Raw genomic sequence first — 13,475 nt, forward strand, 5'->3', positions numbered from 1 at the left:
ACGGTTGACGCGATGAGCTCCCTCCAGGTAGGCGTCGGGCGGATCGACATCACTCCCCGCTCGGCCGTTCCCATGGCCGGTTACCCGATCATCCGTCCGATCGACGGCGGCCCGCCCGATCACACCGGTTACGTCGGTCGTAGCAGCGACTCCGTCGACGTGGCCGATCCGACCTTCGCCCGCGCGGTGGCGGTGACGGCCGGCCCGCACACCGCCGTGCTGGTGTCGTTGGACGTGTGCCTCGTCACCGCGGCGGTCACCGCAGAGGTCCGGCGACGGGTCCGCGACGCGCACGGCATCCCGGAGCGCAACCTGATGCTCGTCGCGACCCACAACCACTCCGGCCCGGATTTCACCGGCCACTGGGCGCCGGTCGACCCCGACGTGCCGGCGTCCGTCGTGGACTCGGTCGTGCGGGCCGTCGACGCCGCGGTGGGCAGTCGCGAACCGGCAACCGCCGGGGTCCATGTCGGACACCTGCCCGACCTCACGATCAACCGGCGGGATGCCGCAGGGCCGGTCGATCCCGACGTGCCCGTGCTGCGGTTCGACCGCGCCGACGGCACCTGCCTGGCGCTCGTCTACGGGTTCGCGAGCCATCCGGTCATCATCGGCGCGCACAATCGGTCGATCTCCGGCGAGTTCCCCGGCCTGTGCTCGTCGCTGCTTGAGGCGGTACCGGGCGGGCCCCGGGTGGCCCTGTTCCTCAACGGCGCGGCCGGCAACATCAACCCCCGTGCCTTCCCCTACACCACCGCCGAGAACGTCGTCCTCGCCGGCCGGCACAGCCAGGCACCCCGGGTTCGCTCGTTTCCGGCCGCAGCGCGCTTCGCGACCGCGCTCGCGGGTGAGGTGCTGCGCACCGCCGCGGTGACGCCCACCGGTGTGCTACGGCCGGAACAGGACGTCGGCGGGAGCATCAGGACGGTCGAGGCGCCGCTGAAACCGGCCGATCAGCTCGACCGGCTGCTGCGGCACATCACGCACAGTCCCGCCGTGGCCGCCGGGTGGCGTGCCACCCGGCGGCTGTCGATCGAGGTGTCGCTGCTCCGGCTCGGCCCCCTGGTCCTGCTGGGCATCCCCGGTGAGCCGTTCGTCGAGACCGCGCTTCGGCTCCAGGCCAGCGGTCCGCACGCCGTGCTCCGGGTCGCCGGCTACGCCAACGACTACCCGGGCTATCTGCCTCCGCCGGAGGAGATGGCCAGGAACCGGTACGAGAGCATCGCGACCCCGCTCAGCTCCGACGGCGTCGAGCGGGTGCTCGACGAGGCCGCCGCGCTGGCGGCATCCGTACCCCTCGGTCCCGGCAAGGCGGGGGTGGCACGGTGAGCCCGGGAACCGTGTACGTACCGACGCGCTGGCCCGCCGTCGACCGGGACGGACCAACGGTCACCTACGCATCCCTCTCCGCGCTGCTGGAATCGGGCGCCGTCGCGGCACCGTCGGCCCTCTGCGTCGACGAGCCCGTCGACGACCGGCTGCTCGCGCTCGTGCCGGCGGGATGTCTGCTGTCCTTCTCCGGCACGGGCGTCTGGGACCTCGTCGATCTCGACCGCGCCGCCGCCCTCGGGATACGGGTCAGCAACATCACCGACTACGGCACGGACGCCATCGCCGAGCACACCTTCGCGCTCATCCTCACGGTCAGCCGAAGCCTGCTGCGGGCCGACCGCCGCGTCCGCCAGGCGGCACCGCCACCCGACGTCTGGGGCACCACGCTGGCGTCCCGGACACTCGGCGTCGTCGGGCTCGGCGCCGTCGGCCGGCGAGTCGCCCGGCTCGGTGCCGCGTTCGGCATGCCGGTGCTGGCCACCGCCGACCGGGAGGACTCGGTGCGGTGGGCGACCGAGACCCAGGCGGTACAGCTCACCTCCCTGGCGGACCTGCTCGCCCGCGCCGACGTGGTCAGCCTGCATCGCCGGTACGACCGGGGTGCGCCGCCCACGATCGACCGGTTCGCGCTCGCCGCCATGAAGACCTCGGCGATCCTGGTCAACACCGCCCGAGGCGGCCTCGTCGACCACGCCGCGCTTGCCGAGGCGCTGGCCGCTGGAACGATCGCCGGCGCCGGGCTGGACGTCTTCGAACCCGAGCCGCCACCCGCCGACCACCCGCTGTTGCGTCTCGACAACGTGGTGCTCAGCCCGCACGTCGCCGCAGGCCCCGCCGAGGTACGCCGACGGGCGGTCGACGCAGCGCTCGACAACGCCTGGGCGTTCGTCCGATCTGGCTGCCCAGCGGACGTGACGGGATGACGCCCGTCGTGCTGCTCTCCGAGCCCATCCACCCCGACGGACGTCGGTTGCTGGACGAACGGGCGGCGGTGACGGTCGCCGCCGATCCCACCGCCCTGCTGGCGCACGCCGGGTACGCCGACGCGGTGATCCTCCGCGCCCGTGGCCGGCTCGGTCGAGAGTTCTTCACCCGTGCCCGGCGGTTGAGGGTGGTCGGCCGGTACGGCGCGGGCGTGGACAACATCGACCTGGCGGCCGCGGCCGAGAACGGGGTCACCGTCGTCAACACCGCCGGGCTCAACGCCCGCTCCGTCGCCGAACACACCGTCGCCGTACTGCTCTCGCTGGCCCGCCGGCTGCCCGCGCAGGACCGCGCGGTACGGAGCCACGACTGGGCCGTCCGCGACGTGCTCGGCGGTGTCGAACTCGCCGGCGCGAGCATCGGCGTCGTCGGGTTCGGCGCCATCGGCCGCGCTGTGGCGTCCATCTGCGGCTATGGCCTGGACATGCGGGTGCGCTACCACGACCCGTTCGTCGGGCCCGAAACCACCGGCCGGGTGCCCGGGTCACCGGCGAGCCTTGCCGACCTGTTACGCACCAGCGACGTCGTCACCGTCCACGTCCCGCTGACGCCGACGACCCGCCACCTGATCGGCGCCGCACAACTGCGCCTGATGCGACCGCACGCCTTGCTGGTCAACGTCTCCCGGGGCGCCGTGGTCGACGAGGCGGCACTGGCCGCGGCACTGGCCGACGGCACGATCGCCGGTGCCGCCCTCGACGTGTTCGAGCAGGAGCCGCCCGCGCCGGACGCGCCGATCCTCTCGGCCCCCCACACCGTCCTCACCCCACACAGCGCCGCGCTGACCGAGGAGGCCGCCCGTCGCATGTCGGTCGGTGTCGTCACCGACGTGCTGGCCGTTCTCGACGGTCGTCCTCCTACCCGCCCGGTGCCCTATCTCATCGATGCTGGGAGTACCTGTGACGAACCTCCGGTTGCGCGGTGTCATCGCGCCGATGATCACCCCGATGTGTCCCGATGAGACGGTGGACGAGGACTCGGCCCGCCGCCTGACCCGCGTACTGCTCTCCGCCGGGGTGGACGGGTTGTGGCTGCTCGGCACCTCCGGCGAGTTCGCCGCGCTCGACGCCGGCGCGCGGGCCAGCCTGGTCGAGGCGGTCTGCGACGAGGTCGCCGGCCGGGTTCCGGTGGTGGTCAACGTCAGTCAGCCGGGCACGGCGCTCACGATCCGGACCGGCCGGGACGCGGTACGCGCCGGCGCCGACGGTGTGGCGGCGACCCCGCCCTTCTACCACCCGCACAGTCCCGCCGAGATCGACCGGCACTACCGGACGACGAAGGACGCCCTCGGCGACGTTCCGCTCTTCGCTTACCACATCCCGCAGAACGTCCAGCCGCCACTGGACGCCGCGAGCATCGTGGCGTTGGCCGCGGACGGGGTGTTGCAGGGCATGAAGGACTCGCAGCCCAACCTCCAGTGGTTCCGGCTGGTCGCCGACCGGACCCGCGAGGCGACCGGGCCCGACCCGTTCACGATGCTGATGGGCACCCGGACCCTGGTGGACGTGGCGGCCGACGTCGGCGCGCACGGCGTGGTCCCGGCCATGGCCAACCTGGTACCGGCCGCCTGCCGGCGGGCCTTCTTCGGCGAGAGCGGCACGGTACGGGAAGACGTGAAGACGATCTCCGGATGCGAGGCGCTCACCGCCCACGTGCGGGCCACGTCCGGCACCGCGACCGCGATCTGCGCCATCAAGGCCGTGCTGTGCCACTGGGGCGTCATCGCCTCCGACCGGGTCGGCCTGCCCCTGGTAGCCCCGGCAGCCGACCAGCTCGAAGCCCTGGGCACCGCGCTCGCCGCGCTCACCCCGCTGACAGACCCGGAGGGATCAGCATGACGGTCCAGGACGACCACACCGCCGCACCGTTTCGGGTGGGCGTGGCCCGCACCGACATCAGCCCGCCGGTGGGGTTACGCCTCACCGGCACCCTGCGCGAGGGCGGCTCGACGGCGGTCGACCGGCCGCTCTCCCTCACCGCACTGGCCCTGCTGGACGGCCGGAGCACCGTCATCATCCTCGCCTGCGACCTCGTCCACCTGGCGCCAGAGGAGGTCACCCTGCTCCGGGCGGCCATCGTCGACCAGACCGGGCCAGCCGCCATCTACGTCAACGTCAGTCACTCGCATGCCACGCCGGCGACACCGAGGGCCCAGGAGTTCGATCCGCAGACCGAGGCCGACCAGGTGGAGCTGGTCGACCGGTACTTCCGCACGCTCGTCGAGGAGGCGGTCCGCGTCAGCACCGCCGCCCTGGCCGACGCCCGCCCCGCAGTCGCCGGGCACGGTACCGGCAGCGTCACCATCGGGGTCAACCGGCGCGAGGTCGGCCCCGACGGCAATCTCCTGCTGGGCGAGAACCCGGACGGGGTCACCGACCCGACCGTCGGCGTCGTGCGTTTCGACGAGCCCGGGGGTCGGCCGATCGCGGCAGTGGTGCACTACTCCTGCCACCCGGACGTGCTCGGCCCCAAGTCGGGCCTGATCTCGCCCGACTTCGTCGGCGCCGCCCGCGCGGTCGTCGAGCAGCTCACCGGCGCCACGGCACTGTTCCTGCAGGGCTGCGCAGGCGACATCGATCCGCTCTGCGGCATCGTCACCGGCGACGACGGCATCCGCGAGGCCGATCGGCTGGGTACGGAGCTGGGCTGCGAAGCGGTCCGGGTGTATCAGCGACTGGTGCGACACCGGCGCCGCGATCACCGGGTGCACTGGCGCTCGTCCACGTCGACCTCCTCGGTCACCGGCTGGGTGTACCGGGACGCCCCGCGGCACGACCCCATCCTGGCCAGCATCTCCACCACCATCACCCTTCCGCTGCGGGAGCCGCCCAGCGCCGACGAGGCCCACGCCGAGTACACCGCGGCCGTCGACCACCTCGACGCCGTACGCCGGCAGGAGTCCGACCTGCCGACGCGGCTGCGGGCGCGACGGCGGGTGATCTGGACGGGCATGCAGTTGGCGGCCGCCAGGGACGACCGGACGCCCACCATCGACGTCGAGGTCCAGGGCATCCGGATCGGCGACCTCGCCCTGCTCGGCATCCCCGCCGAACTCTTCGTCGAGATCGGGCTGCGGATCCGCGCCGGATCCCCCTTCCGCACCACCCTGGTCAGCGGCTACACCAACGGCGTGCTGTTCTACGTGCCCACCGCGGCCGCCTTCGAGCAGGGCGGGTACGAGATCGAGTCGCACCAGAACTATCTGCGGCCCGCCGGGCCGACACCGGAGTGGGAGAAGCACCTCGTCGCCACCGGCCTCGACGTGCTCGCCGAGTTGCAGCGCGTGGAGGTGACCCGGTGAGCCCGAAGATCGCGCTGTCGGGGTTCGCCTTCGACGACTACTCCCCCGAGGATCTGCTGTCGTTCGCCTGCGACCTCGGCGTGGTGGGCATCGACTACTGGCCGTGGAACCGCGGATCACATCCGATCGGCACCTACCGCCGGTTGCTCGACCACGCGGGAATGAGCGTCTGCTGCGTCAACGTGCCCAGCGGTGAGATCCGGCTCGGCGGCACCGAGCGGCCGGAGGTCAGCCGGCGCCTGGTCGTCGGCGCCATGGACGACGCGGTCGCACTCGGCGCGCCAGCCGTGCAGGTGTACTGCGCCACGCCCGATGTGCGGACCCGGGCCGAGGCCGTGGCCATCCTGGCCGATCGGCTCGCGCCGCTGCTCGACGAGGCCCGTGACCGTGGCCTCACGGTGCTCGTGGAGAACAACCTCGACCAGCGCCGCGAGGACGGCCACGGCGTCAACCCGTCGCGATCGGTGGAGAGCCTGGTGGCGCTCGCCCGGCGCACCGGCTCCGACGGCCTGCGCATCTGCTACGACCCGGCGAACTTCGTGACGGTCGGCGAACCGGCTTTCCCGGAGGCGTACGAGCGGCTGCGTGACCACATCGGCGCGGTGCACGCCAAGGACTGCGTCCGCTTCGACGAGACCCGACGCGACGACCCGGCCGCGAACCGGCTCCTCGTCGACGGGCTCGAAGGGCCGTTTCTGCCGGTCGTCGTCGGCGCGGGCGCGGTCGGCTGGCCAGCGCTGATCGGCCGGCTCGCCGCCGACGGGTACGACGGTTGGCTCGTCCTCGACCCGTTCATCGATCCGGAACTGCTCGCATTGTGGTGCGAGACGAGCATGGACGCGATCCGCCGGCTGATCGCCGCGGCGTACGGAGCGGAGACCTCAGATGACTGACTGGTGGGGACTGGCCGGCCGGCGGGTCCTGGTTGCCGGGGCCGGCGGGCTCGGCGGCGCGGTGCTCACGGCCCTGACCGAGTTGGGCTGCGTCTGCGCGGCCGTGGACCGGTCGGCAGAGACCCTACGGGCAGCGGCGACCAGCCATCCGGACCTGCACACACACGTGGCGGACCTCACGGATCGTTCGGCGGTCCGCGCCGCCGTCGACGAACTGGTCGGCCGGCTGGGCGGGCTGGACGTGGCCGTTCACGCGGTGGGCGTCAACGACCGCCGGCCCATCCTGTCCGTCACCCCGGACGGTTGGCGTGACCTGCTCGCCGTCAACCTCGACTCGGCGTTCCACTTCGCGCAGGTGACCGGCGGCATCATGACGGCACAGGGCGACGGTCGGCTCATCCTCTTCTCGTCCGTCGCGGGCACGCTGGCCCATCGCGACCACGGGCCGTACGCCGCATCCAAGGGCGCGCTCAACCAGCTCGCGCGGGTCATGGCCAACGAATGGGCGCCGTACGGCGTCACCGTCAACACGATCGCCCCGGGCTACACGCCCACCGGACTGACCCGCCAGCACCTGGCCCGGCCGGGTGTCGAGGAGACGCTCACCGGCCTCGTGCCGAGCGGACGCCTCGGAGCGGTCGACGACGTCCAGGGCATCGTCGCGCTGCTGGCCTCGCCCCGATCCGCCTACCTCACCGGACAGGTCATCCACGTCGACGGAGGTCGAACCCTTGTCTGACCACCACGCACTCGCCGCCCGCCGGGCGGTCACCGGCACCGAACTCCAGGTCGCCCCGCTCTGCTTCGGCGGCAACGTGTTGGGCTGGACCTGTGACGAGCAACAGTCCCGCACCATTCTGGACGCCTACCGCTCGGCCGGCGGCAACTTCATCGACACCGCGGACCAGTACTCATCCTGGGTCGCCGGTAACGTCGGCGGCGAATCGGAGACGATCATCGGCGGGTGGTTGTCCACCGGCGTCGACCGTGGCGACGTGGTGATCGCGACCAAGTGCGGCCGTAAGCCGGGCCTCACCGGCCTGGCGCCCCACACCGTCCGTGCCGCCGTCGACGCTTCGCTGCGCCGACTCGGCACCGACTACATCGACCTGCTGTACGCCCACATGGACGATCCGGAGACCGACCTCGACGCGACGCTGGACGCCTTCGACGGTCTCGTACGGGCGGGCAAGGTCCGATACGTCGCCGCGTCGAACTACGGCGCCGAACGGCTGACCGACGCGTTGAAGACTGCCTCGGCGAACGGCTGGGCACCGTTCGTGGCGTTGCAGACCCACTACAACCTCGTCGAACGGGCGGCGTACGAGACGCAGCTTCGACCCGTGGTGGCCCGGCACGACCTGGCATGTTTCCCCTACTACGCCCTGGCGAGCGGGTTTCTGACCGGCAAGTACGACGACCGGTCAACCTCGACAGGTCCCCGCGCCGCAGCGGCGAGCCGCTATCGCGACGGCGCCGGCCAACAGGTCATCGACGCCTTGCGGGCGATCGCCGACCAGCGGGCGGTGGCCGTCGGCGCGGTGGCGCTGGCCTGGCTCGCCCACCAGCCGACGGTCGTCGCGCCGATCGCGAGCGCACGCACCCCGGAGCAGTTGGCCGAGCTCATGGCCTTCGCCGAACTCGCCCTGACACCCGCCGAACTCACCGCTCTCGAATCCGCCAGCCGGATTGCCGGGTGATGACGTGGAGTTCGACCGGACCACGCTGACATCGGCCCAGGACGAGGTCTACCGCGCTCTCACCGAGGGCCGGCGCAGCAAGGGACCACGCTTGTTCGAGATGGTCGCGCCGGACGGTGGCCTCTACGGCCCCTTCCACGCGATGCTCGCCAACCCCGAGGCCGGCATGGCCCTGCAGCGACTCGGCGCGACGCTGCGGTACACGACCGGCGTCGACCCGGCCGTCCGCGAACTGGTCATCCTCGCCGTGGCCGCGGCGAAGCGGAACGAGTACGAGTGGTACGCCCACGCGGCGGTCGCCGCATCGCTCGGCGTGCCCGCCGACGTGGTCCACGCCGTCGGGCAGGGCGAGACACCCGTCGGTGTGACAGCGGCGGCCCGGGCAGCCCTGCGGGTGACCCGATGCCTGGTCACCGGCACGCCTTTCGACACCGAGCCGGCCCGGGAGACCCTGGGCCGGGCGGGCCTGGCCACCGTCATCTGCCTCGTCGGCTACTACACGATGCTCGCCGACCTGGACACGGTCGACGGCGGTGGGCTGCCGCCCGCAGTCGTACGACGCTTCGGCCACCCGCCGGAACCTACTACGGCTCGGGATTGACGGCGGTGTCGCCACGGTGATGGCGTCTGCCGTCGATCGGCGTGCCGTCACGCAGGTGCACGTCGGCGATGCGGACGGCGAGGCCCGCGTCGACGTGTTCGTACCAGGTGTCGTCGGGATACACGACGACGAGCGGGCCGAGGTTGCAGGGGAACAGGCAGCCGGTCGCGGTGACCAGGACGTCGTCGTCGCCGAGGCCGTGCTCCTTCAGGCGGTTGCCGAGGGTGGCGACAACCTGATTGGCCCCGTACGCGGTGCAGCGCGGCCCACGGCACACCAGCACGTGTCGACGGTGTCGGGTGATCTGTGACCAGGCCGGGCTGCGGAACGGTCCGGGGTTGCCGTCGAGCGTGGTGTGTGCGCCGGTGATGGCGTCGCTGACTGCCGTGACCAGCGCGGGCTGTGTCGCCAGCGGCGGGGCGAGGAGGACTCGTACCTGCCGGTCCCGGGTGGTGCGCCAGTGGGCGACCGCGCGGCGGAGCCAGGTGTCGAGGTACCGGTCGGGCGGTAGGTGCGTGGCCACGAGCAGGACTTCGGCATGCTCCGGTGCGGCGTCGAGGGCGGCGTGCAGGGACGGCTCGGCGCCGTCGAGGAAACAGGCTCGCACCGGTACGGACGTGGCCTCGGCGACTGCCGCGGCGAGGCGGTGGATCGCGTCGTGGCCGCCGTGGTGGGTTGCCCCGCGCGAGACGAGCAGGACGTTCATGCTGCCGGTGCCCGGTAGGTGATGACCGGGCGTCCGTCGTGCACGGTGACGTCGGCGTCCACGGCGTACACGTCGGCGAGCAGCGCGGGCGTCAGCACGTCGGCAGGCGGTCCGGAGGTGACGACCCGGCCGTGGTGCAGCACCACCACGAGGTCGCAGAACATCGCGGCCAGGTTGAGGTCGTGCAGTGCGGCGAGAGTGGTGACGGCGCTGCGGCGGACCAGGCCCAGCAGTTGGAGCTGGTGGCCGATGTCGAGGTGGTTGGTGGGCTCGTCGAGCAGGAGCAGTTGCGGTTCCTGGGCCAGGGCTCGGGCGAGCTGGACCCGTTGGCGTTCCCCGCCGGAGAGCGTCTGCCAGCGACGGTGGGCGTACCCGGTCATGTCGACGCGGTCGAGAGCGTCGGCGGCGGCTGCCCGGTCGGTGTCGGTGTCCGACCAGCGGGAGCGGCGGTGCGGGGTGCGGCCGAGCAACACCACGTCGAGGGCGGTCAGGTCGAGGTCGGTCTCGGCGTACTGGGCGAGCAGGGCAATCCGCCGCGCCGCGGTGGCACGCGGTAGTCCGGCCACGTCGTCGCCGGCGACGGTCACGGTCCCGGATCCGGGGGCGATCAACCCGGCGACGACCCGCAGCAGAGTGGTTTTGCCGGACCCGTTGGGGCCGAGCAGTCCGACCAGGGTGCCGCGCGGCGCCGAGCAGGTCACTCCGTCGAGGAGCCGAGCGGCGGGCACCGACCACGAGACATCGCGGATGTCCAGCATCAGGTGTTCCTGTCCCCTCGGCGCAGCAGTAGCACGAACGCGGGCACCCCGATCAGGGCGGTCAGGACGCCCACCGGTAGCTCGCGGGGTTCGAACAGGGTCCTGGCCGCGGTGTCCACCCAGATCAGGAAGATCGCTCCGGCGAGGACGACGACCGGTAGCAGCCGCCGGTGGTCGGGGCCGGTGAACCGCCGCACGGCGTGCGGCAGTATCAGCCCGACGAAACCGATCGCGCCGCTTATCGAGACCAGCACGGCGGTCAGCAGCGCCGTGGTGACCAGCAGCAGCCACCGGACACGCCCGACGTCCACGCCGAGGGCGGCGGCGGCCTCCTCGCCGAACGCGAACGCGTTGAGCGCGCGAGCACACCGGAGGATCACGGCGAACCCCGCCGCGAGTAGCGGCGTCGCCCACCCGAGTGCGGTCCAGTCGACGCGGGCGAGGGAGCCGGACAGCCAGAAGGTGATGCTCTGGGTCGCGTGCGGGTGGGCCGCCCAGATGATCACGAACGTCGTCAGCGCGGCGCACAGTTGCGCGACGGCGACGCCGGCCAGCACCACCCGGGTCGGTCGCAGGACCGCTCGCCGGCCGGCGGCGGCGACCACGACGGCGAACGCGGCGAGCGCCCCCACGAACGCGCCTCCGGTGAGCGCCGCGGCACCCGCGCCGAGTCCCAGGACCAGGACGGCGACGGCCCCCAGCGACGCTCCGGAGGAGACACCCAGCAGGTACGGGTCGGCGAGCGGGTTGCGGGTGACGGTCTGCATGACCGCCCCACAGGCGGCGAGGCCGGCCCCGACCAGCGCGGCGCCCAGCACCCTCGGCAGCCGCAGTTCCCACACGATGTGGTCGCGCAGCAGCGGCACGTCGGCACTGGTCAGGCCGAGATGGCCGGTGATGACCAGCCACACGGTGCCCAGCGACAGGTCTGCCGGCCCCACCGTCACGGCCGCAGCCACCGACAACACCAGGCCGCCCGCGAGTACGACTACCGCGGCCACCATGCGCACCGCCCGGACCGGGCTCGCCGGGGTCTGCGCCGGCCGGGTGGTGACGGTGGTCAGCTGCTCACCCCGCCGACACCCCGCGCCAGTGCCTCCACCGCGAGTACGTTCCGCACGCCGGCCGAGGTGGAGGAGAAGGGCAGGGTGACGTACCGCTTGCCCTTGACGGCGGGCAGGTCCTTGAGCGCCGGGTGCTTCTCAAGGAATGCCTGCTTGGCGGCGGCGGTGTCCCAGCTCGCGTCGATGAGCACGATGACGTCCGGATTGCGCTCGACGACGGTCTCCCAGTTGGTGTCGGCCCAATTGCCGGTCAGGTCGTCGAAGATGTTGGTGACCCCGGCGGCAGACATGATCATGGCCGGGCTGCCACAGCAGGCACCGGCACTCGGCGCGTCGGTACCGTTGTCCCACCACAGCACCCCCGTACCCTTCGCGCCCGCCGACACGTCCACGATGCGCTGCTTCTGGCCGGCGATCAGCGTCTCGGCCCGATCCGCGACGCCGAAGATCGCGGCGATCTCACGGATCTCGGCGAACACGTCGTCGATCGCCAGCTTCGCCGGCCGCGTCTCCTTCGGACAACCAGCGGCGGAGATGTACGTGCCCACGCCGAGCTTCTGCCAATCGGCGCGGTCACCAGCCCCCTCGTCACCGAACGCGCTCGAGAATGAGCCGTAGACGAAGTCGGGCGCCAGTTCGAGCAACTTCTCCTTCGACGGGTACTCCTCGGCCAGTACCGGCACCTTCGCGTACGCGGCGGCGTACTCGGGCAGCACCTCGTCGTCGAGGTAGGCGGTGCCGGCCATCCGGTCCTCCAGGCCGAGCGCCAGCATGATCTCGGTGGCGGACTGGTTCATCGTCACCGCCCGCGCCGGAGGGCTCGGGACCGTGACCGATGTGCCACAGTTGGTGAATGCGACAGGCCCGGCGGCGGACGCTGTGGCAGCCGGCTCGCTGTCGCCGGACGCGGCGCAGCCACCGACCAGGGCGAGCACGACGGAGAGCGGCGCGGCAACGCGCCAGGACGTAAGGAACCGCATAGCGGGACCACCTTCCAGCACCTCGTGGACGGGTCGTACAGGTGCCGTGGCCGGTCTCCTGACTGACGGGTGGTGCGCCGGCGACCGGCCTTCCCAGGCATACGCCCAGTGACCTTGCGGTGGCCTCCAGCATCCCGATCACAGTGGCGAGGGCCGCACCGGTCTCACACCGGCTTCCCAAACACCACGGCGAGGTCACCCTAACCAAAGCAGGCAGCACCGTCACCGTGGCCTATCTCATGGTCTAAGCCTCGATCCGTGGATCAGGTCGGCTGGGCGTGGTGAGCTGCGGCGGGGGCGCCGGTCAGATCGCTCGGGCGAGTTCGGTGAACGCTGTGGCCACCCGATGTGCGACACCTCAGCGCGCTGATCGCGGCAGATGTGCGCGCCCAATCAGCGGGCACCAAGTCGGCACCCCAGCCAACCGCCCACGATTCGTGGCACCTGAGGGTGACTCGACTCCGCCGCGCTTGCGTCGGCACGCCGCGAGCCCGCTCGTGCGGATCACATGGTTTGATCAAGCGTCGAGGCCCAAGGAGACAGGGTGGAACGCAGAGCGATCATCTTCCACGGGACCGGCGGCAGCCCGGACATATGCTGGTATCCCTGGCTGGCAGGGCGGCTCGCGGCCCGGGGATACGCCGTCGAGGTGCCGCATTACCCGGGCATCAACGTCGAGCCGATCGCTACGTTCCTGCCGAAGGTGCTGAACGGGCACGGCTTCGACGAGGACACGGTCCTCGTGGGCCATTCCGGCGGCGCGGCCCTCCTGCTCGCGCTTCTGGAGCATGTGGACGTAACCGTCGCTCAGGCAATCCTGGTTGCCGGCTACTGCACCCGGCCCAACACGGAGGAGGAACCGGTCCTCCAACAGGGCTACGACTGGGCCGCGATCCGGTCGCATGTGCGAGACATCTACTTCATCAACTCCCGGAAGGATCCGTACGGCTGCGACGACCGACAGGGACGCGCCATGTTCGAGCGGCTCGGCGGCACCCAGATCGTCCGCGACGACGGGCACTTCGGCGACTACAACCAGCCGTACGAGCGGTTCGAACTGCTCGACCAGCTCATCCCCTGACGCACCACAACACAGAACCGCGCCGGTTCACATCGACGGCAAGAGCGGAATCAGGCTTTCACGGACCCGCCACTC

General features: G+C 71.8%; 14 protein-coding genes and 1 riboswitch. Of the genes, 10 read left to right on the plus strand and 4 right to left on the minus strand.

Features of this window, described 5'->3' with window-relative positions:
- The first annotated feature begins 12 nt into the window (after window positions 1-12).
- The 9 genes from ID554_RS00320 to ID554_RS00360 are packed head-to-tail and all read left to right on the plus strand — an operon-like array spanning window position 13 to window position 8,811.
- Window positions 13-1,329 carry a neutral/alkaline non-lysosomal ceramidase N-terminal domain-containing protein gene (locus tag ID554_RS00320; RefSeq protein ID WP_117230730.1) on the plus strand — a complete coding sequence of 439 codons (1,317 nt, stop codon included), beginning with the start codon at window positions 13-15 and terminating at the stop codon, window positions 1,327-1,329.
- Complete coding sequence (locus tag ID554_RS00325; protein ID WP_158573838.1) at window positions 1,326-2,255, plus strand: 2-hydroxyacid dehydrogenase; 930 nt, start codon at window positions 1,326-1,328, stop codon at window positions 2,253-2,255. Before ID554_RS00320 ends, ID554_RS00325 begins: the two co-directional genes overlap by 4 nt.
- Window positions 2,252-3,277, plus strand: coding sequence for a hydroxyacid dehydrogenase (locus ID554_RS00330; protein ID WP_117230732.1), 1,026 nt, complete (start codon window positions 2,252-2,254; stop codon window positions 3,275-3,277). The genes ID554_RS00325 and ID554_RS00330 overlap by 4 nt, the downstream gene beginning before the upstream one ends.
- Window positions 3,252-4,154: a dihydrodipicolinate synthase family protein gene (locus tag ID554_RS00335; protein ID WP_158573839.1), complete on the plus strand. Its 903-nt coding sequence runs from the start codon at window positions 3,252-3,254 to the stop codon at window positions 4,152-4,154. The genes ID554_RS00330 and ID554_RS00335 overlap by 26 nt, the downstream gene beginning before the upstream one ends.
- Complete coding sequence (locus ID554_RS00340) at window positions 4,151-5,617, plus strand: hypothetical protein (protein ID WP_117230734.1); 1,467 nt, start codon at window positions 4,151-4,153, stop codon at window positions 5,615-5,617. Before ID554_RS00335 ends, ID554_RS00340 begins: the two co-directional genes overlap by 4 nt.
- Window positions 5,614-6,510: a sugar phosphate isomerase/epimerase family protein gene (locus ID554_RS00345; RefSeq protein WP_158573840.1), complete on the plus strand. Its 897-nt coding sequence runs from the start codon at window positions 5,614-5,616 to the stop codon at window positions 6,508-6,510. The genes ID554_RS00340 and ID554_RS00345 overlap by 4 nt, the downstream gene beginning before the upstream one ends.
- Complete coding sequence (locus ID554_RS00350) at window positions 6,503-7,249, plus strand: SDR family NAD(P)-dependent oxidoreductase (protein ID WP_191088687.1); 747 nt, start codon at window positions 6,503-6,505, stop codon at window positions 7,247-7,249. Before ID554_RS00345 ends, ID554_RS00350 begins: the two co-directional genes overlap by 8 nt.
- On the plus strand, window positions 7,242-8,210 hold the full coding sequence (locus ID554_RS00355; protein WP_117230736.1) for an aldo/keto reductase: 969 nt from the start codon (window positions 7,242-7,244) through the stop codon (window positions 8,208-8,210). Before ID554_RS00350 ends, ID554_RS00355 begins: the two co-directional genes overlap by 8 nt.
- 4 nt (window positions 8,211-8,214) lie before the next feature.
- Window positions 8,215-8,811, plus strand: a complete 597-nt coding sequence (locus ID554_RS00360; RefSeq protein WP_117230737.1) for a carboxymuconolactone decarboxylase family protein — start codon at window positions 8,215-8,217, stop codon at window positions 8,809-8,811.
- On the opposite strand, the gene ID554_RS00365 is transcribed toward ID554_RS00360, so the two are convergent.
- The 4 genes from ID554_RS00365 to ID554_RS00380 are packed head-to-tail and all read right to left on the minus strand — an operon-like array spanning window position 8,795 to window position 12,319.
- Entirely contained in the window at window positions 8,795-9,517 is a 723-nt protein-coding gene (locus ID554_RS00365; protein ID WP_117230738.1) for a (2Fe-2S) ferredoxin domain-containing protein, read from the minus strand. The genes ID554_RS00360 and ID554_RS00365 overlap by 17 nt on opposite strands.
- Window positions 9,514-10,275: an ABC transporter ATP-binding protein gene (locus ID554_RS00370; RefSeq protein ID WP_117230739.1), complete on the minus strand. Its 762-nt coding sequence runs from the start codon at window positions 10,273-10,275 to the stop codon at window positions 9,514-9,516. Before ID554_RS00370 ends, ID554_RS00365 begins: the two co-directional genes overlap by 4 nt.
- Entirely contained in the window at window positions 10,275-11,279 is a 1,005-nt protein-coding gene (locus ID554_RS00375) for an iron chelate uptake ABC transporter family permease subunit (protein ID WP_117230740.1), read from the minus strand. The genes ID554_RS00370 and ID554_RS00375 overlap by 1 nt, the downstream gene beginning before the upstream one ends.
- A 56-nt stretch (window positions 11,280-11,335) precedes the next feature.
- Window positions 11,336-12,319 carry an ABC transporter substrate-binding protein gene (locus tag ID554_RS00380; protein WP_117230741.1) on the minus strand — a complete coding sequence of 328 codons (984 nt, stop codon included), beginning with the start codon at window positions 12,317-12,319 and terminating at the stop codon, window positions 11,336-11,338.
- Between the two features lie 31 nt (window positions 12,320-12,350).
- A riboswitch (cobalamin riboswitch) is annotated at window positions 12,351-12,543 on the minus strand.
- A gap of 320 nt (window positions 12,544-12,863) precedes the next feature.
- On the opposite strand from ID554_RS00380, the gene ID554_RS00385 reads away from it, so the two are divergent.
- Complete coding sequence (locus ID554_RS00385; protein ID WP_117230742.1) at window positions 12,864-13,400, plus strand: alpha/beta hydrolase; 537 nt, start codon at window positions 12,864-12,866, stop codon at window positions 13,398-13,400.
- Window positions 13,401-13,475 lie beyond the last annotated feature (75 nt).

Origin of the sequence: Micromonospora craniellae (genome assembly GCF_014764405.1) — a bacterium.
Lineage (GTDB): Bacteria > Actinomycetota > Actinomycetes > Mycobacteriales > Micromonosporaceae > Micromonospora > Micromonospora craniellae.

What these genes read in the sequence shown, in the direction of transcription:
- ID554_RS00320 (WP_117230730.1), top strand. Translation starts at nt 13, where the DNA reads ATGAGCTCCCTCCAGGTAGGCGTCGGGCGGATCGACATCACTCCCCGC.
- ID554_RS00330 (WP_117230732.1), top strand. Translation starts at nt 2,252, where the DNA reads ATGACGCCCGTCGTGCTGCTCTCCGAGCCCATCCACCCCGACGGACGT.
- ID554_RS00335 (WP_158573839.1), top strand. Translation starts at nt 3,252, where the DNA reads ATGATCACCCCGATGTGTCCCGATGAGACGGTGGACGAGGACTCGGCC.
- ID554_RS00340 (WP_117230734.1), top strand. Translation starts at nt 4,151, where the DNA reads ATGACGGTCCAGGACGACCACACCGCCGCACCGTTTCGGGTGGGCGTG.
- ID554_RS00350 (WP_191088687.1), top strand. Translation starts at nt 6,503, where the DNA reads ATGACTGACTGGTGGGGACTGGCCGGCCGGCGGGTCCTGGTTGCCGGG.
- ID554_RS00365 (WP_117230738.1), bottom strand. Translation starts at nt 9,517, where the DNA reads ATGAACGTCCTGCTCGTCTCGCGCGGGGCAACCCACCACGGCGGCCAC.
- ID554_RS00370 (WP_117230739.1), bottom strand. Translation starts at nt 10,275, where the DNA reads ATGCTGGACATCCGCGATGTCTCGTGGTCGGTGCCCGCCGCTCGGCTC.
- ID554_RS00375 (WP_117230740.1), bottom strand. Translation starts at nt 11,279, where the DNA reads ATGGTGGCCGCGGTAGTCGTACTCGCGGGCGGCCTGGTGTTGTCGGTG.
- ID554_RS00380 (WP_117230741.1), bottom strand. Translation starts at nt 12,319, where the DNA reads ATGCGGTTCCTTACGTCCTGGCGCGTTGCCGCGCCGCTCTCCGTCGTG.